This is a genomic window from Providencia manganoxydans (genome assembly GCF_016618195.1).
In the GTDB taxonomy this organism is placed as follows: domain Bacteria; phylum Pseudomonadota; class Gammaproteobacteria; order Enterobacterales; family Enterobacteriaceae; genus Providencia; species Providencia manganoxydans.
Window position 1 is genome coordinate 910185 of the sequence record NZ_CP067099.1, and the last position, 26935, is coordinate 937119.

Here is a 26935-nt window from a genome sequence, read left to right on the forward strand (position 1 = left end):
GAGGTCTTAACCATGCCATCATTTGATATTGTATCTGAAGTTGAAATGAATGAAGTACGAAATGCGGTAGAAAATGCCGAGCGTGAATTAACCAGTCGTTGGGATTTTAAAAATGTGACGGCGAGTTTTGAGTTAAACGACAAAAGTGAATCCATCAAGGTAACCAGTGAGTCCGATTTTCAGGTTCTACAATTACTGGATATTTTAAGAGAAAAAATGTCTAAACGCGGTATTGATGGCGCAGTATTGAATGTCCCTGAGGAGATTGTTCACAGCGGAAAAACTTATAGCGTTGAAGTGACCTTAAAACAAGGTATCGAGTCAGCGGTTGCTAAGAAAATTGTCAAAGCAATTAAAGATAGCAAATTGAAGGTGCAAGCTCAGATCCAAGGTGAGCAGGTTCGTGTCACTGGAAAATCGCGCGATGATTTGCAATCTGTTATGGCGTTAGTGCGTTCAAGTGATTTAGGGCAACCTTTCCAATTCAATAACTTCCGCGACTAGTTTTACTGTTGCAGTAATCCGTCATTGATTTGATAGGTACTTTTGCTAGATAAAGTACCTATCAATAGGATGTTACGTTATGCCCTGATAGCGCCTTCAGTAAAAGCGAGAGTGGGTAAATCAACGGCTGTTGCACCACCATCAATAACCAGTGTTGTTCCTGTAATGATTGCGGCATCAGCTGAACACAAAAATTTGCAGGCAAGGGCGATTTCTTTTGGTGTAGCAGGGCGTTGTAATGGAACATCACGGCAAACGTATTGGTAAGCTTCATCTAACGTAAATTGATACTGATTGATCAGCGGTTGCATTTCTTCATCAGCCATTGGCGTTTTTACCCATCCAGGGCAAATGGCATTGGCTCTTACGCCTTGACGACCATAATCACGAGCAATAGAACGCATTAACCCAATGATTGCATGCTTTGCGGTAACATATCCATAAACTTCAGGCCCTGATGCTAATGAAGCAATTGAGCCAATAAAAAGTATGTTGCCTTGGCTTTGAACTAAATTAGGTAGGCAAGCACGGGCACTCGCAAAAGCACTGTCTAAATTAGCGGTCATAGCCTGATGCCATTGGTGGTCACTGATATCTTCGGCTTTACCTATCCCCATCGCGCCTGCATTACAAATCAAAACGTCTATAGTATCGGTATGTTGTTTAATTTGCGGTAAAATAACCTCATTCCATGAAGTTTCAGTGGCGGCATCAGCAGTAATAGCGATAGCGCCAGTTTGATAAGCAACGGTTTGCAAAGGTTCAGCTCGTCGACCAATAATAAAAACGTTGTCTCCCAAAAGCGTAAATAAATGGGCACAAGCCTCACCAATCCCTGTTCCACCGCCTGTAATAACGATATTCCTTGGTTTCATATTTCCTCTTTTTTATTTTAAAATTTTAGCTCATATAATTAATATAGAAATAATTAACTTTAAATGAATATCGACCTAAAGAATGATATTCTAAAATATAATAAAAATATCGGTCTAATTTATTTTTTATTAATTGTTTTTGTGAATTAATTGTATTTTTATTTCATTGCGTTTTTTAAATAGATAAAATTCATCATTAACAAAATAGTAACAAATAAATTGACTTGCTAGATTAGGCTAAATAATATCTGAATAAGCCTAATTGTGAGGTTTGAATAATGAAAATAGTTATTAATAAACTAAATTTATTTAGCTATGAAAATAAATTATTACTACTTTTGTTTTGTGTATTTGGCTGTGTTTTTTTTGATCGCTTGTCCCTTTCTTTTTTATTTCCGATGATGTCAGATGAATTAAATCTTACTAATGCACATCTTGGAATGCTATCGGCTATTTTAGCGCTATGCTGGGCATTATCTGGCGCTGGCTTAGGGGCGATATCAGACCGCTTTAATATTAGAAAGCCGATGTTAGTGATTTGTGTTGCGATGTTCTCTGTATTCTCAGGGCTTTCAGGAATTGTGTCTTCATTTGCTCTATTATTAGTTTTCAGAGCCTTAATGGGGATCGCCGAAGGGCCTGTATTGCCAATATCACAATCTTTGATGTTAGAAGCATCACAAGTTAAACGCCGTGGATTAAATATGGGGTTAGTTCAAGCCACAGCTCCGGGATTGCTTGGTGCAATTATCGCTCCGCCACTTATTATTATGATTGCTCTCGATTATGGTTGGCGAAATGCCTTTTATATTACCGTAATCCCCGGTTTGATATTAGCTTTCTTAATTTATAAACTGGTGAAAATTAATAGTAATAAAAATCTGACGACTGATATAGCGGATAGCAAATTTGAAAAAAATGAAAAAGAAATAGCAAAAACCAGTTATAAAGAAATTTGTAAAAATAAAAATGTTATCTTGTGTATTTTTATATCTTGCTTTTTTGTGACATGGTTTATTCTTATTGTCACTTTCACACCGACTTTTCTTGTCAAAGAGCGTGGCTTCAGTGAACAATCTATGGGGTTGATTGTCAGTGCTATTGGTTTTGCGTGGGTATTTTGGGGAACTGTGATCCCCGCGATTTCTGATCGTCTAGGTAGAAAACCCATTCTTATCTTTTTTTCATTGATTGCAATGAGCTGTCCTTTATTTCTTTGTTATATCAATAATCCATTTTTATTAGGGATTATTGTTTTTTTGACTTATACCGGAATGGGCTGCTTTACTTTATTCATGGCAACAATTCCTTCGGAAACCGTATCTAGAACCATGATAGCCTCAACATTAGGCTTGATTATGGGAATTGGCGAGTTTATTGGTGGCTTTGTGGCACCTTTCACCGCTGGGTTTATTGCTGATAACTATGGGCTAGCTAGCCCTCTGTTGATCGCTTCAGTTGGTGCATTACTTTCTTGCATTCTAGCCTGCTTTTTGAAAGAAACTGCGCCATTGGTTATTGCAAAGCGAACACAATCAAAATCTATGCCTATAACAGGAGAGTGAACGATGTCAGATACTCTATTAAGCGAAATCAATAGCACTGTACAATCCTATTTTCTTGGAATGCATCACCGCGATATTGGCTTGCTTACCCAAGCTTTTCATCCAGATGCTCAATTATTTGGCTATCTTGTGGGGGAGTTTGAAAAATTATCGTTATCACAGTGGCTAGATAAAATCAGTCATATGCCGATCCCGTCTGAATGTGGTGAAGTTTTTTCTATGCAGATTGTCACTATTGATATTTCTGGGGGAATAGCCAATGTGAAAGTCAAATTACTCTACCACGGATTGCAATTTATCGATTATTTATCTCTTGTTGAAATCGATTCACGTTGGTTGATTGTGAATAAAACGTTTAGCAGTCAGTAATGATATTAACTTAGAAAAAGAAGGTGAATATGTCGAGATCAGAAAAACAAGATGTATTAAACCAAAATGCTGAATCTGGCTGGAAAAATTATGATGATTTTGCAAAAGGAATTGATACGAATCGATTACCTAATACACAGGATTGGTTAGATAAAACCATCACTATAGAGTATTCAGATGGCGGTATTATGGAGTTACAATTTGTTCAGGGAGAGCAAAGTCACCTATTGGTTAATTGGCAATACAACGATGAATATGGTTGTGATCCCTGCGAAGAAGTTTGTACTTCAAAAGATCATTATTTTTTCGATATTCAGTTTACGGATAAACAAAATGAAAGTTTAACCTTGATCTTAAATATAGCAACACGGCGCGTATTAACTGTTCGTAGCATTTTATTACCGGAGGGGAAAGTGAGTAATGGCTCGCGGTTAGTACAGCATTTTCAGGCTGGGGTGATCCTTGGTGGTGAGGTCACAGGTGAAGAGCCTCGGCCAACTCGTGAGCTTATTGGTTATAGAACACTGAATGTTTATAGTCCTAATCATTATTACGAACACTTCTATGTTAATTCAGAACGCTATGCATGGCAGAATTTACGTGGTGAGCAATTCGGTCATGGTGATATGGATTATGCTACCTGCTACAAATTTGAAGAAGACATGTATATTTTTACGTTTAGAGAAAAAATTATCCCTGTTTGTTCGGTATTTTTCTTTGATTATATTATTGGCCGTTGTACAGGAAAATTTTTGGGTATCACCAGTCAAGGTGAAATCCAAACTTCACGTGCGGGAGCCTTTATTTATAAAATGAGCTATAACTGCTATCCAACAGGTATAGCACCACGATAAAAACAGTCATATTTTAAATGATCCCATGAGTTGACTGCACTTTTTGCCCTATACTCGAAACAACAGAAGGTGCAGTTATCATCAAAATTGTGAGATAACTGTTTCTAACTGCTCTCTTGATGTGGCTTTTCTATCGACTTTAAGATACACACTGTATTCTTGGGCAACAACGACAACGTCAATAACACCGGGTTGTGATGCTAACAATGCTTGCAACCGTGTGCTATCTGTAAGGTGGCTAGGTAATTCTAAGCGAATACTACTGACATAAGGTGGTTGCTGCATGGTTAAGCTAACAATAAGCCAGATTGCTGTTAATAATAATCCACCAATAAACACCGCAGCGGCGCCATTAACATCATATAACCAGCCACCAAGTATTCCCCCGATAGCAACACCGATAAATTGGCTGGTGGAATAAACCCCCATTGCAGTCCCTTTATAGCCAGCAGGCGCTTCTTTACTGATCAGTGAAGGCAGAATGGCTTCCATGATATTAAAAGCAACGAAAAAGAGTTGTAGGCCGACAAAGATCACCCATAAATGATCACCTGATAGCCATAGCGTGATTTCAGCCAATGCGAGTAGGGTAATACAAAAAATAAATACCTGTTTCATTTTACGGTGTTTTTCAGCATAAATAATGAAAGGTAGTACTGAAACAAACGCGACTAACATGGTGACTAGGTAAGCTTTCCAATGATCTTTGGCTAAATAGCCCGCTTTTTCCATAAGTAACGGCAAAGCTACAAAGCTAGACATTAATAATGTATGTAAGCTTAATATACCAAAATTGAGTTTAAGTAATTGTGGCGCCGTTAGAACTGCTCGTAGGTTACCTTTCACAAAGGCGGATTCACGGTTAGTGACGTGATTATGGCTATTAGGGACAACAAATAGAGTAACGACGATGGCTCCGCCTGCCAGTAGCGTTATTCCCCAAAACAGCCCACTCAAACCAACCCAATGGGTAATAATAGGACCCAAAACCAACGCGATAGCAAAAGTTAAACCAAAACTAATCCCCAAAAATGCCATCGCTTTAGTACGGTTTTGTTCTCTGGTCAAATCTGACAGTAAGGCCATAACCGCTGCGGAGATTGCCCCTGCACCTTGTAAGGCACGGCCAATAATAATACCCCAGATAGAATCACTCATGGCTGCCAGCACACTGCCAATAATAAAAATGATCAATCCGAATACAATGAGAGGTTTACGACCGATTTTATCTGACAGTAACCCAAATGGAATTTGGAAAATGGCTTGGCTTAATCCATATATTCCGATAGCTAAACCCACTAAAAATTCAGTAGAGCCTTTTAAGTGGATGCCATAACTGGTCAAGATAGGTAATACCATAAACATCCCTAACATGCGTAGGGAAAAAACAGATCCTAACCCCCAAGTAGCGCGGAGTTCGTTAGGCGTCATTTTGTTGTCATTCATAAATACTCGTCATACTTCAAGCTGTAGCTGTGTTGGCTTCATTCACTAACCCTAGTCACATACTTTTGTATGCTCCTAGGGATTAGTTACATTTGCCGCCTTGCTACAACTTGAATTATTTAGAGTATTCTACTCGTGAAACTTCAAGCTGTAGCGGTGACCTCTTTAATTACAAACGCTATTCACATCATTACTCATGGGGTTAGGGATTAGTTGTCTAGCTGAACCCCGAATCTTTAGAGTAGATAATTATTTACTAGTCAGAAAGGCTTTGTTTATCTAGCTATTTTAGAAGTGAATATCTCGTTATTAGAACATAAAAGTTATTCAGTAGGGTAGGCTAATTAGTGCAAATAAAAACGGCAGGACAAGCCTGCCGTTAGAATTAATTTGGTTATACTCGTCATCCTTCAAGTTGCAGGGCTTTTCGTTAAGGTATAAGGGACTAAGCTTAGCTAGCCGAATTACATCGTTTATCCATGCTCATCGGCTATCTTCTCTTGTCGCTTACCTGCAACTCGAATTATTTAGAGTATAGAAATTATCTCACCAAAGCTATAACAGTATCGGTTGAAACTGTCGGATCAACTGACATCATCACGCTTAATGAAGTAATCGCAACGATGGAGAAGATAAACAGTTTACGAGCCCAAACACGGTCATCATTTTCGGTTTTAAAACCAGAAATTGCCATGCCAAGCCACCAAAGACTGACCGCAGCACCCACCACGAGGTATTTATATCCTGCGTAACCACTGATGGCTAACATCAAAGTGGCAACCATAAATGCCAAGATGTATAAGAAGATATGTGTCTTAGCGACAGAGATCCCCTTAATAACTGGCAAAACAGGAATATTGGCTGCTTTATAGTCTTTAAAACGGAAAATCGCGATAGCATACGAATGTGGCATCTGCCACAAACTGAAGATCAATAACAGGATCAGTGCACCTGTATCAAATTCGTTTGTGACTGCGCAGTAACCGATAACCGGTGGCGCTGCGCCTGATAAACTACCAATTAGCGTGCCATAGACTGATTTACGTTTCATATATAGGCTGTAAATACCTACATAAACGATGAAACCAATTACCGCAAGGAGCATTGCCAGAGCATTAGCTGCTACAAGAAGTAGCAGCATGCCAGCAATACCTAATGCAGCGGCGTAAATCAGGCTAATTTTCGGGTCAATCAGCCCTTTAACTAAAGGGCGATTCTTCGTTCTTTCCATGATACGGTCGATATCACGGTCGATATAGTTGTTAAAAACACAACCAGAAGCCACGACCAGTGATACACCCAGCAAAGTCGCAATAAACAGCGGATAATCAATAGTGCCTTTTGAGGCCAGTAGAAAACCGCCGATCACAGAAATTAGATTTCCGAAAATAATTCCTGGCTTGGTCACTTGCAGGTATTGCTTAAACATATCGGCAACTCTTTAGTCGAGCATCATATTGATGTTCAGGTTGTACATAATCCACAGAGAGCCAACGACAACGATACCGATGATTAGCATAGTGAACAGGAATGCTACCAGGTTCCAGCGCTCATCTGATGAAGTATTCATGTGCAGGAAGCATACTAAATGTACGAGGATCTGCACAACAGCCATACCAACAACTGTCCAAAGGATAGCTGCTTGTGAAGCTGTGCCTTCCATCACCATCCAGAAAGGAATGACTGTCAAAATAACCGACAGTATAAAACCAATCATGTATGTTTTTACGCTACCGTGGCTTGCTCCAGTGTGAGCATCTTTTGCATGACTCATTTAAATAGCCCCCAGAAGATAAACAACGGTAAATACACAGATCCAAACAACATCTAAGAAGTGCCAGAACAAGCTCAGGCAGTTCAAACGAGTTTGGTTCACGTCAGTAAGACCACGACGAGTGACTTGAATCATCATAATAATGATCCAAATCAGACCAGCAGTTACGTGCAAACCATGTGTTGCAACTAAAGCAAAGAAGCCAGACAAGAAACCACTACGATCAGGGCCAAAGCCTTCAGCGATCAGTTCGTGGAATTCATAAACTTCCATGATAACGAAGCCAAGACCGAGCAGGAAGGTTGCGAACAGCCATAAATTGACTTGTCCAATCTTACCTTTATGCATTGCAATCATGGCGAAGCCGTAGGTGATACTACTAAATAATAGTAGGAAAGTTTCACCTAAAACGAACTTCAAACTGAAGATATCTTTACCTTCAGGGCCGCCCGCAGTTCCATCAGCCAGAACAACATAAGTTGCAAATAAACTGGCGAACAGAATAAGGTCACTCATGATATACAGCCAGAAACCAAATACTTTAGTTCCGCCTGCATCGTGGTGCCCATGCTCTGCATGGGCTGCGTTATGATTAGTCATAGTGTTAGTTGACATCGTTCACACCTGCCTTACGTAGGTCTTCAAAGTGCTTATTCTCGATTTCCTCGATTTCAGCAACAGGTACGTAGTAATCAACATCTTCGTCGAAGCTTTTTGCAATCCAAGTAACAATCATGCCACCGAAACCAACGATTGCCAGCCACCAGATGTGCCAGATCATCGCGAAACCTAAAATCAAGCTAAATGCAGCGATAATCACGCCAGCGCCTGTATTTTTTGGCATATGAATTTCTTCATATGAAGTCGGTTTCTTATGAGCGATGCCTTTTTCTTTCATATCCCACCATGCATCGCGAGTTTGAATATTTGGCTCAATCGCGAAGTTGTAGAATGGTGGTGGAGAAGAAGTTGCCCACTCCAGTGTACGTCCACCCCATGGGTCACCGGTTAAGTCGCGGTTTTCATGGCGGTCACGGATACTCACAATGATTTGGATAACTTGACATGCAATACCGATAGCGATCAATGCAGCACCACAAGCAGCAGCAACTAACATTGTATGGTATGTAGGGTCAATGTTTTGGCTTAAACGACGGGTCATACCCATGAAGCCAAGAATGTACAACGGCATAAATGCTAAGAAGAAACCAGTGATCCAGAACCAGAAGGCACGAACACCCCATTTCTCATTCAGAGTAAAGCCGTACGCTTTCGGGAACCAGTAAGTCATACCTGCGAAACAACCAAATACAACACCACCAATGATAACGTTATGGAAGTGAGCGATCAGGAATAGACTGTTATGCAGAACGAAGTTTGCACCTGGAACCGCTAGCAGAACACCAGTCATACCACCAACAGAGAAGGTGATGATGAAGCCGACAGTCCACAGCATTGGCGATTTAAACTCAATACGACCTTGGTACATAGTGAATAGCCAGTTGAAGATCTTAACCCCAGTTGGGATTGCGATAATCATCGTAGCGATACCAAAGAAGGCGTTGACGTTTGCTCCTGAGCCCATCGTAAAGAAGTGGTGCAACCAAACGATGAAGGACATCACGGTAATAACGATAGTCGCCCACACTAAGGAAGTGTAACCGAATAAACGTTTTTTGGAGAAAGTCGCTGCAATTTCTGAGAACACACCGAATACTGGTAGAACAAGAATATACACCTCTGGATGGCCCCAGGCCCAAATCAGGTTGATGTACATCATCATGTTGCCGCCCATATCGTTAGTGAAGAAATGGGTGCCCAGATAACGGTCAAGAGTCAGAAGGGTAATAGTGACAGTTAAGATAGGGAATGCTGCCACGATCAGTACGTTAGTACACAGTGCTGCCCAGCTGAATACTGGCATTTTCATCATCGACATACCCGGTGCACGCATACGGATAATGGTCGCAATAAAGTTAACACCAGTTAATAGAGTACCAATACCGGATATCTGGAGACTCCATATCCAATAATCCACCCCGACCCCGGGGTTGTACTCCAAGCCAGATAATGGCGGGTAAGCCAACCAACCTGTTTGAGCGAATTCACCAACCCCTAAAGAGATGTTGATTAAAACAACACCCACTACAAAGAACCAGAAGCTCAATGAGTTAAGGAATGGGAAAGCAACGTCACGCGCACCAATTTGCAGAGGAACAACTAAGTTCATCAGACCAACAACGAAAGGCGTAGCCATGAAGAAAATCATGATAACGCCGTGCGCGGTAAAGATTTGGTCATAGTGGTGAGGGTTTAAGAACCCTTCTTGGCCAGCAGAAGCAAGTACTTGCTGACCACGCATCATGATGGCATCCGCGAAACCACGGAACAACATGACCATTGCGACAATGATGTACATGACACCAATTTTTTTATGGTCAACAGAGGTTAACCATTCTTTCCACAACCACTTCCATTTACCGAAATATGTAATCGCACCAACTAGCGCCAAGCCGCCAATAACGATAGCAATTAGTGTGATAACGATAATAGGTTCATGGAGCGGAATTGCGTCTAGTGTTAATTTTCCGAACATGCCCTTATTCCTCAACGCCAGTATGAGCAGAATGGCCCATATTCATAGTGTGACCTGTATTTTCATCTTTCGATTCAACAGGAGCGTGACCCTTATGGTGCTCATGGCCAAACTTGAGAACGATGTCGTTATACAGGTTTGGTTTCACGCTAGAGAAGTAGGTAACAGGAACGTTTGTGCTAGGCTTCGCGACTTCGTCGAAAGCTTGCATGGTATCCATTGTTTTCGGTGAAGCTTTCACCTTTTGTACCCACTCATCAAAACCTTGACGATCAGCCGTTGCAATCGCATTAAACTTCATATCAGAGAAACCGTGGCCACTATAGCTTGCAGAGAAGCCTTTGTAGGTACCTGGTTCATTAGCGATTAGGTGAAGTTTAGTTTGCATACCTGCCATTGCGTAGATTTGGCCACCTAAAGATGGAATGAAGAACGAGTTCATCACCGAATCAGACGTAATTTTGAAGTTAACTGGGACACCAGTAGGGAATGCGATTTCATTCACTGTTGCGATGCCTTGCTCTGGATAGATGAATATCCATTTCCAGTCAGCTGAAATAACTTCAATAGTGACAGGTTCCTGATCACTGACTAATGGCTTATATGGGTCAAGCTCATGAGTCGTTTTCCAAGTGATAGTACCTAGAATAATGATAATGATGATAGGAACAGTCCAGCAGACTAACTCAATTTTATTTGAGTGAGCCCAGTTAGGACGGTAGGTTGCTGATTTATTGGATTCACGATATTTTCTAGCAAAGATAAACGCCATGAAAATAACCGGGATCACAACAACGAGCATTAAGCCGATTGCAATAAGAATCAGCTCTTTTTGTTTAACGCCAACGGCGCCTTTAGGATCCATCAACACCATATCGCAGCCACCTAATAGGAAGGCAGCAGCAACCAGTGAGATTGCCCCAATGCTTTTTTTGTAGTTCATAAGTCTCATCCACGACCCCAAATGACAAAGATTCTAATTGTCGTTTCATCAGTGGGGGCATTCTACGGTAAGGTTATGTGAGTGTAAACAATTGTAAGGTAAAGAAGCTGGATTGTTAGCTCTTTATGTTAATATGATCACATGTGAAGAACTTATGATGAAAAAGTTAAAGCTTATCTAATTTATAGGCATTCTTTGCTAAAACAGAGCAGATTTTAAAGTATCTTTGTCATTTATCAAAGAAAAATATATACAAAAGTGAGCTAAAAACAGGGGAACTGATATGAATGTTAAATAAAATGGTAGGTAAATATACGATTATTTATCAAGATAAGGCAGTTTTCACTACCTTATCGGCAAAATAGCTAAGAAAAATTTTTACTTCATTGAAAATAAAAGAGTGTTTTTAAAATTTTATTACAATCAAATAGGCCGTCTTAGAACGTATACTTTAATGTATAAATGATCGCATCTTGATAAAAATCATCACCCAATTTATTGTCTGCATAGCGGTACTGGACACCGGCTGCTAAGTTTGGTGTTGCATTCCACCAAAATGCTAGCGCCCCGTTCACCCCATCACGTCCGCCATTTCCGTAACGCTTATGACGAGCAAACTCCATTTCATGCCAGTTAGTGATCATGAAGTTTTCTTCAAACATCTTAAAGCCATAGCCTGCAACCCAACCAACGACATAGCCGTTATTGCCTGAATAGTAAGTTTGGTCAACATAGTGCATTGCCACAAAAGGTTTAAACCACAGATCACCAAATGAAGTGTTATAACCTAAACCGTATAACGTATTGACTTCATGGAAATTACCGCCATATTTCGCACCTGGCATTGACCATGTACCATATACGTGACCATAGACGTTGAAACCAGTATCACCTAAATAGAAGCGACCTGTTGTTTTGATGGTATAGCGTTGGTTGCGTCCCGGTTCTGTACGACGTTTGTGGAATGGGTTTTCTACATCAAAAAAGCCGTATAGCTCACCCCAATTAAAATTAGCTCCGCCTTCTAATTCAATATAAGCAAAGTCTTTTTTACGAGTGGTATTTTCTGATTTAGTTTCAGTGCGGTGAGACCAGTCTAGATAGTTGACATTGATATCCGCGAAACCATTCTGATAGCCTAAAAAGTCGTCAGCATTGGCCGTTCCAGCTAAAGAAGCGATTGCCGCGACGCAGAGAAGTTGTTTTTTCATGATATATTATTTTCGTTTGAGTATTAACGAGATTTATTGTTGTCAGCCAAAAGGCTGATTAGCCCTTAACATGTGAGATATTAGACTTTTCATTTGCAATAAAAAAATATATTTCACGCAATGAGTGATGTCTGTCACGTTATGGCGATGGATATATCAATATTTGCTAGTCAGATCTAATTTAAAAGGTCAATAAAAACCCTAACCGAATTAATTTCAGTTAGGGATGATTTCATTGTTAATATTTTATTTCTTAACTATTTTGCGGACAGCGAAGAAATCGAGACAGCCACCAATGATTAAACTGAGTGCACCAATACTTGCGCCAGTATTGAAAATAAAGTTTTTATATTCAGGTAATGCAAGCCAAAGAGAGATGTAATTGGTGAATAAGTAAATTTTGACTGAAGCAAACGAGGTAAATAAGAGAGTTAATAGCCATAGAGCCAATATACCAATTGCGGTTAAAAGGATATAAACGGCAATTTTATACGCTTGTGGGTACAGCTCCCTGCGTTGGAATAACCCTGTGGTTTGCGTATAGGCTAAAGAGGTTTTACAGGCAAGTAATAGAAGGATACTGGGTACCGCAACAACAATTGAAATAAGATAGAAGGTTGGCCAGCCATAAGAAAGTACCACAATACTGGCAACTGGGCCGATGTACACACGAGCTATCGCCGAAAGTGCGGATAATAAAGCGAATTGTGTTGCCGACAATGATTTATTACATAATGTCATCAATAACGCTACGAATGCCGCGGTTCCCATCCCTGAAAAAATATTTTCGATAACAATGATTGAACCCATACTGATAATGTTTGGTGGCGTTACCGCAAGGAACCAGTAGCCGATGTTTGAAGCGCCTTGCAAAATACCAAACACCAATAAGGCGTTAAAGAGGCTCATGTTCTTCATGAGGTAACCACCAAACAAAGCCCCAAAAATAGTGGCAGCCATACCGACGGTTTTATTGACAGCGGCAACTTCACTTAAGGTAAAACCAAGGCCACTCAATAAAAAGTTAGTACTTAGCGCCATTACAAATGCATCACCCATCTTATAAAACACGATTAATAAGAGGACTAACCATGCATTGTTACGGCTAAAAAATTCGGAAAGTGGCTTATAAATCGCATCTTTCAGAGAGGTAGGAGGGGTCCCATTATCTTCTGGCTCTTTGGCGAGTAGCGTTGCAAAAACACCAATTAGCATCAGCCCTGCCATTACCATATAGAGCTGTTGCCATGTGAGGAATTTATCTGCCATCCATAATGCGAGCCCGCCAGAAACTAACATGCTGATGCGGTAGCCCATCACAGAAACCGCAGCCCCAAATCCTCGTTCTTCAGCGCTGAGTAAGTCTGTTTTGTAGGCATCAAAAACAATATCTTGCGAGGCAGAGCAAAAAGCCACCATAACTGCGAACGCAGCGAGCCACCATAAGTGCTCCGTTGGGCTCATGAAACCCATCGCTGCAATGCTGATGATCAAGAGGATCTGCGTTGTTAGTAGCCATCCTCTACGGCGCCCAAGAAAAGAAGGGGTATACCTATCCATCATTGGAGACCAAAGAAATTTTAATACGTAGGCTTGGCCAACAAGAGAAAAGAAACCAATCGTTTTTATATCAACATTTTCGACGGTCAACCAGGCCTGTAGCGTACCTGCTGTCAGTGCTAGAGGAAGGCCAGAAACAAAACCTAATAGGATTAAAATGACTGAGTTAGGCAGCTTTGGTAATAACGAGTGGGACATAATCTTCCTAATATGTGCTTGGTAGATACTCGTCATAGTTCAATTGCAGCGTTTTTGGTTAGGGGGCTAAGATCACTGACGCCAGTCGCCGTATTTTTATCCTCTTACCGCTCGCTTAGCTGCATCTTGAATTATTTAAAGTATATTTAAAATACCAATTGTTTTGTAAAAGTGGCGCTTCCGTGTTCTTTTAACTTATATATAGATGATGAGAGCCTACTACAAACAAACTCTCATCATAACGTGAAATTACCGCGCGTTTTGACGGATAAACTGGGTTAACTCTTGGTCATTAGCCATATCAGCGATTAAATCAGTTAAAGCAAGATTGATGGCTTTTTCGATTTTTTCGTTACTTGCGCCAAGTAATTCTTGGTTGTTGTAATTACGCGTAAACGTACGTGATTTGGTTGAGCCATTAGGTGCTGTGGCTGTAACCGTTACACTTGAATTGACAGTAATATTATGGCGTAAGCTCCCCTCAGAGACTTGAGCATTGAGTTGATTTAGCTGGACAACGAGGTTCACATTAGCAGGTGAGGACACCATAAAACCACGAGCGGCCATTTGTTTTTCAACGGCTTCTTGCATTAAATAACGAGGATCACGAGAAGGTGATAGCACCACTAAACTACCATTACGATTGATCTCTGTTAGTGATTTTGAGGTTCTATTATCCACACTACTCACACTAATTGCGGTTGCATTGAGTGTTGGGTTACGTGCAGGTAAAGTGATCTTAGGTTCAAGCGATAAGGTATTGTTGCTGGTTGCACAACCCGCTAGAAGAAATAGTGCAAAAAGAGGAAAACACAGTTTTCTTAACATAATTTTTTCCAGTTCATCTTTCTTAATTGAGTGTGTTCCGCTATGGTGTAACACTCATCCATTGAGTTAGGGTATATACTCGAAATCCTTCAAGTTGCAGTGTTGTTGACTACGCTCAGCTAGCCGAGTCATAGAGTTTATCTATGCTCCTCGTCTATCTTCACTTGTCGCCTAACTGCAACTCGAATTATTTGGAGTATATACTCGTCATACTTCAAGATGCAGTGTTGTTGACTACGCTCAGTTAGCCGAGTCATAGAGTTTATCTATGTTCACCGCCTATGTTCGCTTATCGCCTACCTGAATCGCGAATTATTTAGAGTATAAATTGCCATTTGACGCTTCTTTCTTATGAATGGTTAGACAACTATTTCTGAAAAAATTCGTCAAAGTAGGTATTAATCATATCATTGTGAATGATTCTCCACTATCAGTACAAAAAAAGATAATGAAGAACGATAATCTAGGAGCAATTTAGGAGTTATTTTATGGGGCACAACATGCAATCTCATATCCAGCAAAAGTTACAGGCTGCCTTTGCGCCAGTTCATTTGGAAGTGATTAACGAAAGCTATCAGCACAACGTTCCTGCTGGTTCAGAAAGCCATTTTAAGGTCGTACTCGTGAGTGAACTATTTGAAAATAAACGTATGGTTGGTCGCCACCGTGAAATTTATGCTATTTTGGCGGACGAACTAGCGGGGAGTATTCATGCATTAGCCCTTCATACTTATACTCCTACTGAGTGGGAGGGATTAGCAGATACTGCATTAAACTCCCCTGCATGTCGTGGTGGTGGTAAAACAAACGGTTGATTGACATATAGAGACCGTTACTGTCATTGTGATGGAATAATTGATTTCGTTTTATGATGTCAACATCCATATCGGTGGTGATTTTTTCTTCAATTTGCTTGAAGAATGTTTATTTTAGTCAGAAAAGTCACAAATAAAGAGGAATAATCGCTTCTTTTATCAGCTTTTCTCGACTCAGAGCATCCGCATCGGTATAATGTTGCGTCTAATTTTCAGTAAGGTTTCGGGACGCTTCTGATATCAGGGATGACCGTTGTGAAAACAACGCCCCGGTTCTGGAAGGGAGATGGTCATTATGATTTAATGGCATAACTCTGGAGTAGACCGATCACTAAGATTTTTTTTGAGGTAAGAAGATGCAAGTTTCTGTTGAAACGACTCAAGGCCTTGGGCGTCGTGTAACAATCACCGTTCCTGCTGCCGATATTGAAAAAGCAGTAAACAGCGAGCTAGTCAGCGTCGCGAAGAAAGTACGTGTTGATGGTTTCCGTAAAGGGAAAGTACCAATGAACATCGTTAAGCAGCGTTACGGCGCGTCTGTTATGCAAGACGTTCTGGGCGATGTGATGCAACGTAACTTCATCAACGCTATCGTTGAGCAAAAAATCAATCCAGCTGGTGCGCCAAGCTACAAGCCTGAAATGCTTGAAGATGGTAAAGATTTTGTTTACTCAGTGGAATTCGAAGTTTACCCAGAAATCGAACTGAAAGGTCTGGAAACTATCGAAGTAGAAAAACCAGTTGTTGCTGTTAAAGATGAAGATCTGGAAAACATGCTGGAAACTCTGCGTAAGCAACAAGCTCAATGGAAAGAAATCGCTGAAGCTGCAACTGCTGATTCACGCATTACTATCAACTTCACTGGTTCTATCGATGGTGAAGAATTTGAAGGTGGTAAAGCAGAAGATTTCGCACTGGTTATGGGCGAAGGTCGTATGATCCCTGGCTTTGAAGATGGCATCGTTGGTCACAAAGCAGGCGAAGAGTTCGATATCGAAGTTAACTTCCCAGAAGATTACCATGCTGAAAACCTGAAAGGGAAAGCAGCGAAATTTGCTATCGTTCTGAAGAAAGTTGAAGAACGTGAACTGCCAGAATTCACTGAAGAGTTCATCAAGCGTTTCGGTATTGCTGATGGCACTTTAGAAGGCCTGCGTGCAGAAGTACGTAAAAATATGGAACGTGAGCTGAAAAATGCGGTTCGTAACCGTATTAAAGCACAAGTTCTGGATGGTCTGGTTAACGCAAATGAAATCGACGTTCCAGCTGCTGTCGTTGATGGCGAAATCGACGTTCTGCGTCGTCAAGCTGCTCAACGTTTCGGTGGTAACGAACAACAAGCGATGGAACTGCCTCGTGAACTGTTCGAAGAACAAGCAAAACGTCGCGTTGTTATCGGCCTGCTGTTAGGTGAAGTGATCAGCTCTAACGAACTGAAAGCTGACGAAGATCGCGTTAAAACTCTGATCGAAGAAATGGCATCGGCGTACGAAGATCCAGCAGAAGTTATTGAATACTACAGCAAAAATAATGAGCTGATGAACAGTGTTCGTAACTTAGCGCTAGAAGAACAAGCTGTTGAGAAAGTATTAGAAGCAGCTAAAGTAACTGAAAAAGAAACTAACTTCACTGAACTGATGAATCAAGTTCAAGCTGGCTAATTTCATTTTTTAAGTTATGCAAATTAGAAACCCGTGATGCTATGCTGCATTGCGGGTTTTTTGTCAATTTGATTATACTCGTCATACTTCAAGTTGCAGCGTTGTTGACCTCGTTCAGCTAGCCGAGTCATAGAGTTTATCTATGCTCCTCGGCTATCTTCGCTTGTCGCCTAGCTGCACTTCGAATTATTTTGAGTATAAAATAGTCTTGAAAATAACATTTTTGCCCTAATTTGATTAAAGGCGGCACGGTATATTTTAGTTATATTGGCTGAATAATGTCGGGTTAATGTAAGCAACAAATCCGTGAATCCTTACAGACTTGTGTTAAACTATTTTAAAGTGCGTCTTATTTTCTACGACATAATCACTCTATGCTCTAAACTATTCAAGGTCAGCTAGGGACAAGCGCATGAGATACTAGGTGCATATATAAGTGTGTGGCTAGCGTGGGTAAGCGAAGGCAACAATGCTGCAACTTGAAGCATGACGAGTATAAATAAGTGCACATTTCTTCGAAGGCTTTTTAGTCAACTTAAAAGCGTAGAAGCTGTGAGATGATTGTGATTTATGCAAGATAAAGATAATTTTTAAAGACAAACTGTTTGTTTGCTGCCCAAAAGATAAGCAAACAGTCAACTTAGGCGCAAGCACCAGAAAGTTTTAATAGGAGATTTCGATGTCACATTTTGGCGGTCAGGAAAACCTAGCATCCCAAATGGCACTTGTGCCAATGGTCATTGAGCAGACCTCTCGGGGTGAACGTTCATACGATATTTATTCACGTCTGTTAAAAGAACGTATTATCTTCCTGACAGGTCAGGTGGAAGATCATATGGCGAACCTCATCGTCGCACAGATGCTATTTCTGGAAGCAGAAAACCCAGAAAAAGATATCCAGCTTTATATCAACTCGCCGGGTGGTGTGATCACCGCGGGTATGTCAATTTATGACACCATGCAGTTTATTAAACCTGATGTTAGTACGATTTGTATGGGGCAGGCTTGCTCTATGGGCGCTTTCTTGCTGACTGCTGGGACAAAAGGTAAACGCTTCTGTTTGCCAAACTCGCGTGTGATGATCCACCAACCTTTAGGGGGTTATCAAGGTCAAGCGACAGATATTGAGATCCACGCTCAGGAAATCCTGAAAGTTAAGTCTCGAATGAATGAATTGATGGCATTGCATACGGGTAAATCGATTGAAGAGATTAACCGTGATACTGAACGTGATCGTTTCTTATCTGCAAATGAAGCCAAAGAATATGGGTTGGTTGATCAAATTTATACCAGCCGTTAATTAGTTAGGGGATTCCCTGAATATTGAAGAAATTTATTGCCCTGTTTCGGGTTATCAGATGGTAATTAAACAGGGCAATTTGACGATAAGTGAGGTCAACTGATGACAGAAAAGCGCAAAGAGGGGTCAGGTAAACTGTTGTACTGCTCTTTCTGCGGAAAAAGTCAGCACGAAGTCCGCAAGCTGATTGCAGGTCCGTCAGTCTATATCTGTGATGAATGTGTCGATTTATGCCTCGACATCATTCGTGAAGAGATTAAAGAACTAGCTCCTCATCGTGAACGCAGTGCACTGCCGACACCCCATGAGATCCGCGAGCACCTTGATGATTATGTCATAGGTCAAGAACAAGCGAAAAAAGTTCTTGCTGTCGCAGTGTATAACCACTACAAACGTTTACGTAATGGTGATACCACTAACGAAGGTGTAGAACTGGGTAAAAGTAACATTTTGCTGATTGGGCCAACAGGTAGTGGTAAAACCCTGCTTGCTGAAACATTAGCGCGTTATTTGGATGTCCCTTTCACCATGGCGGATGCCACAACATTAACAGAAGCCGGTTATGTAGGTGAAGATGTTGAAAACATCATCCAAAAACTGCTCCAAAAATGCGATTATGATGTAGAAAAAGCCCAACGTGGTATTGTTTACATTGATGAAATTGACAAAATTTCTCGTAAATCAGATAACCCATCGATCACCCGTGATGTTTCAGGTGAAGGTGTGCAACAAGCGTTGCTAAAACTGATTGAAGGCACGATTGCAGCAGTTCCACCACAAGGTGGCCGTAAGCATCCTCAGCAAGAGTTTTTACAGGTTGATACCTCTAAGATCTTATTTATCTGTGGTGGTGCTTTTGCTGGCCTAGATAAAGTGATCGGTCAGCGTTTAAATACACGTTCAGGTATTGGTTTCGCAGCAGAAGTGAAAGGCGAATCTGAAAAAATTACTGAAGGTGCATTATTAGCGAAGACTGAGCCAGAAGATTTGATCAAATTTGGTTTGATCCCTGAGTTTATTGGTCGTTTGCCAGTTGTGGCAACATTAACAGAACTTAGTGAAGAAGCATTGATCCAAATTTTACAAGAGCCGAAAAACGCATTAACTAAGCAATATCAAGCGTTATTTAACCTTGAAGGAACTGAATTAGAGTTTCGTGAAGATGCGTTAAAAGCAATTGCTAAAAAAGCGATGGCACGTAAAACGGGGGCCCGTGGCTTACGTTCTATTGTGGAAGCTGCGTTGTTAAACACAATGTATGACCTACCTTCTATGGAAAATGTAGAAAAAGTGGTGGTTGATGAAAACGTTATTAACGAACAATCTGAACCATTACTGATCTACAGCAAGCCTGATGCTCAAGCCTCTGGTGATAATTAACACCTAAGATTTAGCAGTAACAATTTATGAATGAAATGAGGGTTATCCCTCATTTCATTTTTTATCTTCAATGACCCATTGAATGCTAAAATCTTATCCCCATATAGTTTATATTCTGAGTGTGGTTTCTTTGCTCCTAAAATAAACATTTTTTGAGCAATTGTTGGAAACCCTTAAACTAGCGCAAGCTAAACGAAGAGAGAGCTTTATGAATCCTGAGCGTTCCGAACGCATTGAAATACCAGTATTGCCTCTGCGTGATGTAGTGGTGTACCCACATATGGTGATCCCACTGTTTGTTGGACGTGAAAAATCCATTCACAGTCTGGAAGCAGCGATGGATCATGACAAGCAAGTAATGCTCGTAGCTCAAAAAGAAGCTTCAACTGATGAGCCTGGAGTCAATGACCTATTTTCAGTTGGTACTGTTGCTTCAGTTATCCAAATGCTAAAGCTGCCTGATGGCACCGTTAAAGTTTTAGTTGAAGGCCTAAGAAGAGCACACATTAGTAGCTTGACTGATAATGGTGAATATTTCATAGCACAAGCCGAATATTTGAAGTCAGAATCTGAGAAAAATAGCTCAGAGGCTAAAGATTTTTATAACGAAGCTGCTGCACCTGCGGCAGAGCTTCTTGATGAAAAAGAACAAGAAGTTCTTTATCGCACGATTGTTAGTCAGTTTGAGAGCTACATCAAACTCAATAAAAAAATTCCACCTGAAGTACTGACTTCACTGCATTCCATTGAGCAAGATCAGCTGGATAAACTTGCTGATACGATTGCCTCTCATATGCCATTGAAATTGGCTGATAAACAGCGAGTGCTGGAGATGGCAAATGTAGCAGAGCGTGTTGAGTTCCTGATGGCAATGATGGAGTCAGAAACTGAATTACTGCAAGTTGAGAAACGCATCCGCAACCGTGTTAAGAAGCAGATGGAAAAAAGCCAACGTGAATACTATTTGAATGAGCAAATGAAAGCGATTCAAAAAGAGCTTGGTGAAATGGATGATGCTCCTGACGAATATGAAGCGCTAAAACGCAAAATTGAAGAAGCAAAAATGCCAAAAGAGGCACATGAAAAAGCAGAAGCGGAATTGCAGAAGCTAAAAATGATGTCTCCAATGTCAGCTGAAGCCACGGTTGTGCGTAGCTATATCGACTGGATGGTTCAGGTACCATGGCACGCACGCAGTAAAGTAAAAAAAGACCTCGTGAAGGCTCAAGAGATTCTCGATACTGACCACTATGGTTTAGAGCGTGTAAAAGAACGTATTTTAGAGTATCTGGCAGTACAAAGCCGTGTCAGCAAGATCAAAGGGCCTATTTTGTGCTTGGTAGGGCCTCCTGGGGTTGGTAAAACCTCACTTGGCCAATCTATTGCTAAGGCAACTGGCCGCCAGTATACCCGTATGGCGCTAGGTGGTGTACGTGATGAAGCGGAAATCCGTGGACATCGTCGCACCTACATCGGTTCCATGCCGGGTAAATTGATCCAGAAAATGGCAAAAGTAGGCGTAAAAAACCCACTATTCTTGCTCGATGAGATCGACAAAATGTCATCAGACATGCGTGGTGATCCAGCTTCAGCCTTGTTAGAGGTATTGGATCCTGAGCAAAACGTCGCATTTAACGACCATTATCTGGAAGTTGATTACGATCTTTCTGATGTGATGTTTGTTGCAACATCAAACTCAATGAACATACCTGCTCCGCTGCTTGATCGTATGGAAGTGATCCGTCTGTCAGGTTATACGGAAGATGAAAAACTGAATATTGCTAAACAACACTTACTGTCGAAGCAAATTCAGCGTAATGCCCTGAAAAAAGGTGAATTAACCATTGATGACAGTGCATTAATTAGTATCATTCGTTATTACACTCGTGAAGCGGGTGTTCGTAGTCTTGAGCGTGAGATTTCGAAACTGTGCCGTAAAGCGGTTAAATCCTTATTGATGGATAAAAAGCTTAAACACATCGAAATTAATGCTGATAACCTGAAAGATTTCTTAGGGGTTCGCAAATTCGATTACGGCCAAGCAGATACTGAAAACCGCGTCGGTCAGGTAACTGGTCTGGCATGGACTGAAGTAGGTGGTGATCTATTAACTATTGAAACAGCTTGCGTACCGGGTAAAGGGAAACTGACTTATACAGGTTCTCTTGGTGAAGTGATGCAAGAATCGATTCAAACTGCCTTAACAGTAGTACGTGCACGCGCAGAAAAACTGGGTATTAACAGTGATTTCTATGAAAAACGTGATATTCATGTACACGTGCCTGAAGGTGCAACACCGAAAGATGGCCCAAGTGCTGGTATTGCGATGTCGACGGCGCTGGTTTCTTGTTTAACAGGTAACCCAGTTAAAGCTGACGTGGCAATGACAGGTGAGATTACCTTAAGAGGATTAGTTTTACCTATCGGTGGTTTGAAAGAAAAATTACTGGCTGCACATCGTGGTGGTATTAAAACGGTGTTAATTCCATTTGAGAACAAGCGTGATTTGGAAGAAATTCCAGAAAATGTTATTGCTGATTTGGAAATTCATCCAGTGAAAACGATTGAAGAAGTACTCTCTTTAGCATTAGTGAACCCACCATTTGGTGCGGAAGTCGTAAAAAATAAGTCGAAAAGAGTGAGCTGAATCAAGAAGTTTAAATAAAAATGAGGCTGATGACCTATTTAGGGGTTGTCAGCCTTTTTTTTCGTCGCTAATTTAACGATGATTCTGATAATTATTTGGATGTTATCTGTTCTCTTGCCATTGGCATTAAGGATTGATATAACGGCTGCATCATTAATTAGCTTAATAGCCTAATTAAGATCATAGTCAAAACTAATATGGGGATGATAAGAGTGAATAAGTCTCAACTGATTGATCAAATCGCTTCTGAAGCGAATATTTCTAAAGCTGCAGCTGGTCGTGTTGTTGATGCATTCGTTGCATCTGTAACTGGCTCACTGAGCAAAGGTGATGATGTTGCTTTAGTTGGCTTTGGTACATTCACAGTTCGTGAACGTGCTGCTCGCACAGGACGTAACCCACAAACAGGTAAAGAAATCAAAATCGCTGCGGCGAAAGTACCTGCTTTCCGTCCGGGCAAAGGTTTAAAAGACGCGGTTAATGGTTAATCCAGTTTTATTTTGAGTTTGTTTTATTTTTTCTAAAACTCACACTGACTGAATATTATTAATCAGCTAATATAGAGGCGCATCATGGAAATGATGCGCTTTTTTTTCAATCTGGGTTAAGATTAGCGTATTATTAGGAAATGAATTCAACCAAGCGGAGTTAAGCCTTTTTATGATGGACAATCTACGCACGAAAGCGAACAGTCCTTTTATCAAAGTGCTACTGGCTATTATTATTCTGTCATTCGTGCTGACAGGGGTTGCCGGTTACATGATTGGTGGGTCGAGCAATGATGCTGCCGAAGTAAATGGACAGTCAATTAGCAGGGAGCAACTACAACAGGCTTTCTCGCAAGAGCGTCAGTCCTTACAAGAGAATTTGGGAGACAGATTCTCTGAAATAGCTGGTAATGAAGAAGCCATGAGAGCATTGCGTGCTCAAGCACTTGCCAACTTAATTAATAGTGAGCTGATTAATCAGTATGCGCAAGAATTAAACCTGTCTGCGAGCGATGCGCAGATAGAGAAAGCGATTTTCGCGATGCCAATTTTCCAAACTAATGGTAACTTTGATAGCGAAAAGTATCGTTTGATATTAAAGCAATATAATGTCAATGCGGACAACTTTGCTGCCCAAATCCGTAATGATTTGGTGCGCGCACAGTTAGCTAAAGCTTTCACAGGCAGCGATTTTGCACTTCCTTCAGAAGTCAAAACGTATGCGGAGCTATTTTTACAAGAGCGTGAAATTCGCACAGCGACGTTATCATTAGCGGATGCACAAGCTAAACAGTCTGTGACTGAAGATGAAATTAAAGCTTACTATGATGCAAACCACGATAGCTTCATTTCACCTGAGAAAGTTAAAGTCAGCTACGTTGAGATTGACGCAACGACGCTGCCAGAGCAAACCGTTTCTGATGAAGAGCTGAAAACCTACTATGAGCAAAACCTGAAAAATTATACTCAGGCGGAGCAAAAGCATTACAGCATGATCCAAGTCGCCTCTGAAAAAGAAGCGAATGCAATCGTCGATGAGCTAAAAGCAGGGGCTAATTTTGAAACCCTCGCGGCTGAAAAGTCGACTGATAAATTCAGTGCTGGCAATAAAGGTGTTATCGGTTGGATGGAAGAGGCGTCTACCCCTGCTGAAATTGCTGACGCTAAGCTAACAGAAAAAGGTCAAATTTCTGCGCCAGTTAAATCCGGAGAAAGTTTTGTTATTTTCCGTTTGGATGATATTAAACCTGAAAGCGTTAAATCATTTGATTCAGTAAAAGATGGACTGAAAACGACATTAAGCCAAGAGAAAAATGTTAAACAGTTCTATGACTTACAGCAAAAAGTCAGTGAAGCTGCAACTAACGATAATGAATCTTTAGCATCTGTCGAAGAAGTTTCAGGCCTAAAAGTGGCAACAACTGACTGGTTTGATAAGAACAATCCACCAGAGGCATTGAAATTCCCTAAAGTGATCAATGAGATTTTCAGTGAACGCCTAGTAGATAAAAATGGTTCTACAGGTATCAACTCTGACGTGATTAACGTTGAAGGTGATCGTGCATTTGTGGTTCGTGTTACAGAGTACAAACCAGAGCAAATCGAATCCTTAGAAACCGTCAAACCTGAAATTGAAGCACTAGTTAAACGTCAAAAAGCAAATGCAGTACTAAAAGCGGAAGGCGATAAATTGCTTGCTGCACTGAAAGAAGGTAAAGGTGAGTCAGCGCTAAGTGAGGCTAATGTGACATTTACTGCCCCTGAAACGGTTTCTCGTGTTATGCCACAAACACCAATTACTGGTGCAGCGATGGCAATGGCGAAACCAGTAGACGGTAAAGCAACTTATGCAACAGCGCGTGATGCACAAGATAACCTAGTTATCATTCAACTTGATAAAGTAACCGCAGGTAAAGCTTCTGAGGAAGAGTTAGCGCAGTTAACTAGAGAGTATCAAGGCATGATGGCAGCTTCAGTGAATGAAGCATTGATGCTGAACCTACGTAATAACGCAAAAATTGAAGAGTTCAACGTCGAGTAATTTGGGAAGCTCCTCGCAATTTTTATTGCAAGATAGCATTCTTTGAGGCCACCTTTGGGTGGCCTTTCTTATTTCTACTCTGATTAAAAAGCTTTTCTATTATCTTCTTGGCATTGTGTTATCTCACTTTAAACAGGAGAAACTCGATGTCATGGATGCAATTAACAAAACAGTTTTTAGGTAGTGTTGTGATCATATTTTCAATGTTGATGTATCAACAGCAAGCATTAGCTAAAAAAACGGAAACTGAGAAACCATCATTAGCAGTAACGAACCAAACGTCTCAGCAGGTTGTCGATGCAACTCATTCTAGCAGTACTCATCAAGTTAATATTAATCAAGCAAGTGCAGAGGAATTGGCTAAGAAACTGAGTGGGATAGGGATCCAAAAAGCAAAGGCAATTGTTGAATATAGGGACAAATATGGTGCATTTAGTTCGTTAGAAAATATTTTAGAGGTGAAAGGAATAGGTCCCTCATTTTTAGAAAAAAATAGGAGTAAGTTAACTCTGTAATTCACTTGGTACCCATTTATGTTGCATGGGTACTTGTTTTAATGTTTCCAGTCTGTGATTGCTTCATTAGTGGCTATAACGGCGATGTATATCACATAAACTAAATGATTTGTGCATGAGTCATGATTTTTTGTTATCTTTTTGTAAAAACATGGCAACTGGTCGGAGTAGTTATGGCAACAAAAATAAAAGTGTGTGGTTATCACATCGATGTATTTCAACATGTTAATAATGCACGTTACCTTGAGTTTTATGAAACTGATCGATGGGCTGTAATGGCTAATCAAGGTTTTCTTGAATGGGCACTTAAAAAACAGTTGGCTATGGTGGTTGTAAACATCAATGTAAACTATTTTCAAGGGGCAGTAATTAATGACCAACTAACCGTTGTAACGCGTATCGATAAAATTAACACCAAGAGTGCACTATGCTATCAGCAAATATCACGAGAAAGGAATGGTAAAAAAGAGCTGGTATCAGATGCAGTACTGACATTTGTGATAGTTGATTTAGTTGCGAATAAATCAGTCCCACTTAATGGTGAAATACTAGAGAAATTACAACAACTATCACTCAGTGAGACTGGTGATTTTATTGCGGTTTAAAAGAGAAATCGGAAAGTGTTGAAACACTTTCCGATTACATAAGTACAAAGCTAAGGGAGATCCAGTTTGTTTTTTAAGGAGACTAAAACAGCGTCTTTATTGGCCAAATAATGCGTTAAGCCTTTACTTCTAAGGTGGCAGGCGGCACATTCACCGCAGCCATCGCCTTGTATGCCGTTATAACAAGTCAATGTTTGGGCTCTGACGGTGTCTAAATGGCCATAGTAATCTGCAAGTGCCCATGTTTGTGCTTTATCGAGCCACATCAGTGGGGTTTCGAAACGAATATCTTTTGCCAATCCTAAGCTAACAGCATGGTTAAGAGCTTTAACAAATTCATCTCTGCAATCAGGGTAGCCTGAGAAGTCAGTTTCACAGACACCAGTGATCACTGCCTCAGCTTGGACTTGGTATGCATAAATAGCCGCTAAGGTTAAAAATAAGATATTTCTACCGGGAACAAAGGTGGTTGGTAATCCACTAGCTTCGCTTTCATGATAATTAGGAACTGGGATGTTATCGCGAGTTAGACTACTCACAGCAAGTTCATTAAGTAGAGTGACATCAAGTGTTTTGTGTGCGGTTGCCCCAAGGGAGTGACTAAGTTTTTGTGCTACTTCAATTTCAAAACGGTGGCGCTGACCATAATCGAAGGTGATGCAATGGACTTCATCATAAGTTGTTAGTGCTTGAATAAGGCACGTTGTCGAATCTTGTCCGCCACTGAAGACAACAACCGCACGTTTCATAAATACTCCCT

Annotated in this window: 24 protein-coding genes; 13 read left to right on the forward strand and 11 right to left on the reverse strand. The window is 40.7% G+C overall.

From position 1 onward, the window contains the following. Positions 1 to 12 precede the first annotated feature (12 nt). Positions 13 to 504, forward strand: coding sequence for a YajQ family cyclic di-GMP-binding protein (locus tag JI723_RS03915; protein ID WP_140181946.1), 492 nt, complete (start codon positions 13 to 15; stop codon positions 502 to 504). Positions 505 to 581: 77 nt separating this feature from the next. Here JI723_RS03915 and JI723_RS03920 read toward each other — a convergent pair whose 3' ends face one another. Beyond that, a complete protein-coding gene (locus JI723_RS03920; RefSeq protein ID WP_337979791.1) occupies positions 582 to 1379 on the reverse strand; it encodes an SDR family NAD(P)-dependent oxidoreductase in 798 nt (265 codons plus the stop codon). Between the two features lie 278 nt (positions 1380 to 1657). Between JI723_RS03920 and JI723_RS03925 the strand changes: the two genes are divergently transcribed. From JI723_RS03925 to JI723_RS03935, 3 genes are read left to right on the forward strand one after another with little or no spacing between them, the layout of a single operon-like run. Further along, a complete protein-coding gene (locus JI723_RS03925) occupies positions 1658 to 2944 on the forward strand; it encodes an MFS transporter (RefSeq protein WP_319066957.1) in 1287 nt (428 codons plus the stop codon). Between the two features lie 3 nt (positions 2945 to 2947). Then, entirely contained in the window at positions 2948 to 3313 is a 366-nt protein-coding gene (locus JI723_RS03930) for a nuclear transport factor 2 family protein (protein WP_070926785.1), read from the forward strand. A 29-nt stretch (positions 3314 to 3342) separates the two neighbouring features. Continuing rightward, positions 3343 to 4167: a MoaF C-terminal domain-containing protein gene (locus JI723_RS03935; RefSeq protein ID WP_070926783.1), complete on the forward strand. Its 825-nt coding sequence runs from the start codon at positions 3343 to 3345 to the stop codon at positions 4165 to 4167. Between the two features lie 81 nt (positions 4168 to 4248). On the opposite strand, the gene JI723_RS03940 is transcribed toward JI723_RS03935, so the two are convergent. From JI723_RS03940 to JI723_RS03980, 9 genes are all read right to left on the reverse strand, one after another. Beyond that, positions 4249 to 5613: an MFS transporter gene (locus JI723_RS03940; RefSeq protein ID WP_272580390.1), complete on the reverse strand. Its 1365-nt coding sequence runs from the start codon at positions 5611 to 5613 to the stop codon at positions 4249 to 4251. Positions 5614 to 6154: 541 nt separating this feature from the next. Further along, the gene (gene cyoE, locus JI723_RS03945; RefSeq protein WP_070926781.1) at positions 6155 to 7042 is read right to left on the reverse strand and encodes a heme o synthase; all 888 of its coding nucleotides are present in this window, start codon (positions 7040 to 7042) and stop codon (positions 6155 to 6157) included. 12 nt (positions 7043 to 7054) lie between these two features. Next, a complete protein-coding gene (locus JI723_RS03950; RefSeq protein ID WP_070926779.1) occupies positions 7055 to 7387 on the reverse strand; it encodes a cytochrome o ubiquinol oxidase subunit IV in 333 nt (110 codons plus the stop codon). Next, positions 7388 to 8002: a cytochrome o ubiquinol oxidase subunit III gene (locus JI723_RS03955; RefSeq protein ID WP_140181908.1), complete on the reverse strand. Its 615-nt coding sequence runs from the start codon at positions 8000 to 8002 to the stop codon at positions 7388 to 7390. Next, the gene (cyoB, locus tag JI723_RS03960; RefSeq protein WP_272580389.1) at positions 7992 to 9983 is read right to left on the reverse strand and encodes a cytochrome o ubiquinol oxidase subunit I; all 1992 of its coding nucleotides are present in this window, start codon (positions 9981 to 9983) and stop codon (positions 7992 to 7994) included. The genes JI723_RS03955 and cyoB overlap by 11 nt, the downstream gene beginning before the upstream one ends. Positions 9984 to 9987: 4 nt before the next feature. Further along, the gene (cyoA, locus tag JI723_RS03965; protein ID WP_272580388.1) at positions 9988 to 10935 is read right to left on the reverse strand and encodes a cytochrome o ubiquinol oxidase subunit II; all 948 of its coding nucleotides are present in this window, start codon (positions 10933 to 10935) and stop codon (positions 9988 to 9990) included. Between the two features lie 428 nt (positions 10936 to 11363). Further along, positions 11364 to 12137: a nucleoside-specific channel-forming Tsx family protein gene (locus JI723_RS03970; RefSeq protein ID WP_070926775.1), complete on the reverse strand. Its 774-nt coding sequence runs from the start codon at positions 12135 to 12137 to the stop codon at positions 11364 to 11366. 246 nt (positions 12138 to 12383) lie between these two features. After that, complete coding sequence (locus tag JI723_RS03975) at positions 12384 to 13895, reverse strand: AmpG family muropeptide MFS transporter (RefSeq protein ID WP_319066948.1); 1512 nt, start codon at positions 13893 to 13895, stop codon at positions 12384 to 12386. Positions 13896 to 14144: 249 nt separating this feature from the next. Further along, on the reverse strand, positions 14145 to 14723 hold the full coding sequence (locus tag JI723_RS03980; protein WP_070927057.1) for a YajG family lipoprotein: 579 nt from the start codon (positions 14721 to 14723) through the stop codon (positions 14145 to 14147). 500 nt (positions 14724 to 15223) lie between these two features. On the opposite strand from JI723_RS03980, the gene bolA reads away from it, so the two are divergent. The 9 genes from bolA (at position 15224) to JI723_RS04025 (ending at position 26175) form a co-directional block, all read left to right on the forward strand. Continuing rightward, on the forward strand, positions 15224 to 15538 hold the full coding sequence (gene bolA, locus JI723_RS03985) for a transcriptional regulator BolA (RefSeq protein WP_404826916.1): 315 nt from the start codon (positions 15224 to 15226) through the stop codon (positions 15536 to 15538). Between the two features lie 356 nt (positions 15539 to 15894). Further along, a complete protein-coding gene (tig, locus tag JI723_RS03990; protein WP_070926770.1) occupies positions 15895 to 17199 on the forward strand; it encodes a trigger factor in 1305 nt (434 codons plus the stop codon). Positions 17200 to 17878: 679 nt separating this feature from the next. After that, positions 17879 to 18499 (forward strand): ATP-dependent Clp endopeptidase proteolytic subunit ClpP, encoded by a 621-nt coding sequence (clpP, locus tag JI723_RS03995; RefSeq protein WP_070926768.1) that lies wholly within the window; start codon positions 17879 to 17881, stop codon positions 18497 to 18499. Positions 18500 to 18601: 102 nt separating this feature from the next. After that, positions 18602 to 19879 carry an ATP-dependent protease ATP-binding subunit ClpX gene (gene clpX / locus JI723_RS04000; protein ID WP_140181917.1) on the forward strand — a complete coding sequence of 426 codons (1278 nt, stop codon included), beginning with the start codon at positions 18602 to 18604 and terminating at the stop codon, positions 19877 to 19879. 208 nt (positions 19880 to 20087) lie between these two features. Further along, positions 20088 to 22526 (forward strand): endopeptidase La, encoded by a 2439-nt coding sequence (gene lon / locus JI723_RS04005; RefSeq protein WP_070926764.1) that lies wholly within the window; start codon positions 20088 to 20090, stop codon positions 22524 to 22526. 212 nt (positions 22527 to 22738) lie between these two features. Then, on the forward strand, positions 22739 to 23014 hold the full coding sequence (gene hupB, locus JI723_RS04010) for a nucleoid-associated protein HU-beta (protein WP_175442508.1): 276 nt from the start codon (positions 22739 to 22741) through the stop codon (positions 23012 to 23014). Between the two features lie 172 nt (positions 23015 to 23186). Next, positions 23187 to 25055 (forward strand): peptidylprolyl isomerase, encoded by a 1869-nt coding sequence (ppiD, locus tag JI723_RS04015; protein WP_272580385.1) that lies wholly within the window; start codon positions 23187 to 23189, stop codon positions 25053 to 25055. Positions 25056 to 25201: 146 nt separating this feature from the next. Beyond that, a complete protein-coding gene (locus tag JI723_RS04020; protein WP_272580384.1) occupies positions 25202 to 25570 on the forward strand; it encodes a ComEA family DNA-binding protein in 369 nt (122 codons plus the stop codon). A gap of 173 nt (positions 25571 to 25743) precedes the next feature. After that, entirely contained in the window at positions 25744 to 26175 is a 432-nt protein-coding gene (locus JI723_RS04025) for an acyl-CoA thioesterase (protein ID WP_070926758.1), read from the forward strand. A 50-nt stretch (positions 26176 to 26225) separates the two neighbouring features. Here JI723_RS04025 and queC read toward each other — a convergent pair whose 3' ends face one another. Then, entirely contained in the window at positions 26226 to 26924 is a 699-nt protein-coding gene (queC, locus tag JI723_RS04030) for a 7-cyano-7-deazaguanine synthase QueC (RefSeq protein WP_272580383.1), read from the reverse strand. Between the last annotated feature and the right edge of the window lie 11 nt (positions 26925 to 26935).

Coding starts and splice junctions, on each gene's coding strand:
- JI723_RS03915 (WP_140181946.1), top strand. CDS start 13: ATGCCATCATTTGATATTGTATCTGAAGTTGAAATGAATGAAGTACGA.
- JI723_RS03920 (WP_337979791.1), bottom strand. CDS start 1,379: ATGAAACCAAGGAATATCGTTATTACAGGCGGTGGAACAGGGATTGGT.
- JI723_RS03925 (WP_319066957.1), top strand. CDS start 1,658: ATGAAAATAGTTATTAATAAACTAAATTTATTTAGCTATGAAAATAAA.
- JI723_RS03930 (WP_070926785.1), top strand. CDS start 2,948: ATGTCAGATACTCTATTAAGCGAAATCAATAGCACTGTACAATCCTAT.
- JI723_RS03935 (WP_070926783.1), top strand. CDS start 3,343: ATGTCGAGATCAGAAAAACAAGATGTATTAAACCAAAATGCTGAATCT.
- JI723_RS03940 (WP_272580390.1), bottom strand. CDS start 5,613: ATGAATGACAACAAAATGACGCCTAACGAACTCCGCGCTACTTGGGGG.
- cyoE (WP_070926781.1), bottom strand. CDS start 7,042: ATGTTTAAGCAATACCTGCAAGTGACCAAGCCAGGAATTATTTTCGGA.
- JI723_RS03950 (WP_070926779.1), bottom strand. CDS start 7,387: ATGAGTCATGCAAAAGATGCTCACACTGGAGCAAGCCACGGTAGCGTA.
- JI723_RS03955 (WP_140181908.1), bottom strand. CDS start 8,002: ATGTCAACTAACACTATGACTAATCATAACGCAGCCCATGCAGAGCAT.
- cyoB (WP_272580389.1), bottom strand. CDS start 9,983: ATGTTCGGAAAATTAACACTAGACGCAATTCCGCTCCATGAACCTATT.
- cyoA (WP_272580388.1), bottom strand. CDS start 10,935: ATGAGACTTATGAACTACAAAAAAAGCATTGGGGCAATCTCACTGGTT.
- JI723_RS03970 (WP_070926775.1), bottom strand. CDS start 12,137: ATGAAAAAACAACTTCTCTGCGTCGCGGCAATCGCTTCTTTAGCTGGA.
- JI723_RS03975 (WP_319066948.1), bottom strand. CDS start 13,895: ATGTCCCACTCGTTATTACCAAAGCTGCCTAACTCAGTCATTTTAATC.
- JI723_RS03980 (WP_070927057.1), bottom strand. CDS start 14,723: ATGTTAAGAAAACTGTGTTTTCCTCTTTTTGCACTATTTCTTCTAGCG.
- bolA (WP_404826916.1), top strand. CDS start 15,224: ATGCAATCTCATATCCAGCAAAAGTTACAGGCTGCCTTTGCGCCAGTT.
- tig (WP_070926770.1), top strand. CDS start 15,895: ATGCAAGTTTCTGTTGAAACGACTCAAGGCCTTGGGCGTCGTGTAACA.
- clpP (WP_070926768.1), top strand. CDS start 17,879: ATGTCACATTTTGGCGGTCAGGAAAACCTAGCATCCCAAATGGCACTT.
- clpX (WP_140181917.1), top strand. CDS start 18,602: ATGACAGAAAAGCGCAAAGAGGGGTCAGGTAAACTGTTGTACTGCTCT.
- lon (WP_070926764.1), top strand. CDS start 20,088: ATGAATCCTGAGCGTTCCGAACGCATTGAAATACCAGTATTGCCTCTG.
- ppiD (WP_272580385.1), top strand. CDS start 23,187: ATGATGGACAATCTACGCACGAAAGCGAACAGTCCTTTTATCAAAGTG.
- JI723_RS04020 (WP_272580384.1), top strand. CDS start 25,202: ATGTCATGGATGCAATTAACAAAACAGTTTTTAGGTAGTGTTGTGATC.
- JI723_RS04025 (WP_070926758.1), top strand. CDS start 25,744: ATGGCAACAAAAATAAAAGTGTGTGGTTATCACATCGATGTATTTCAA.
- queC (WP_272580383.1), bottom strand. CDS start 26,924: ATGAAACGTGCGGTTGTTGTCTTCAGTGGCGGACAAGATTCGACAACG.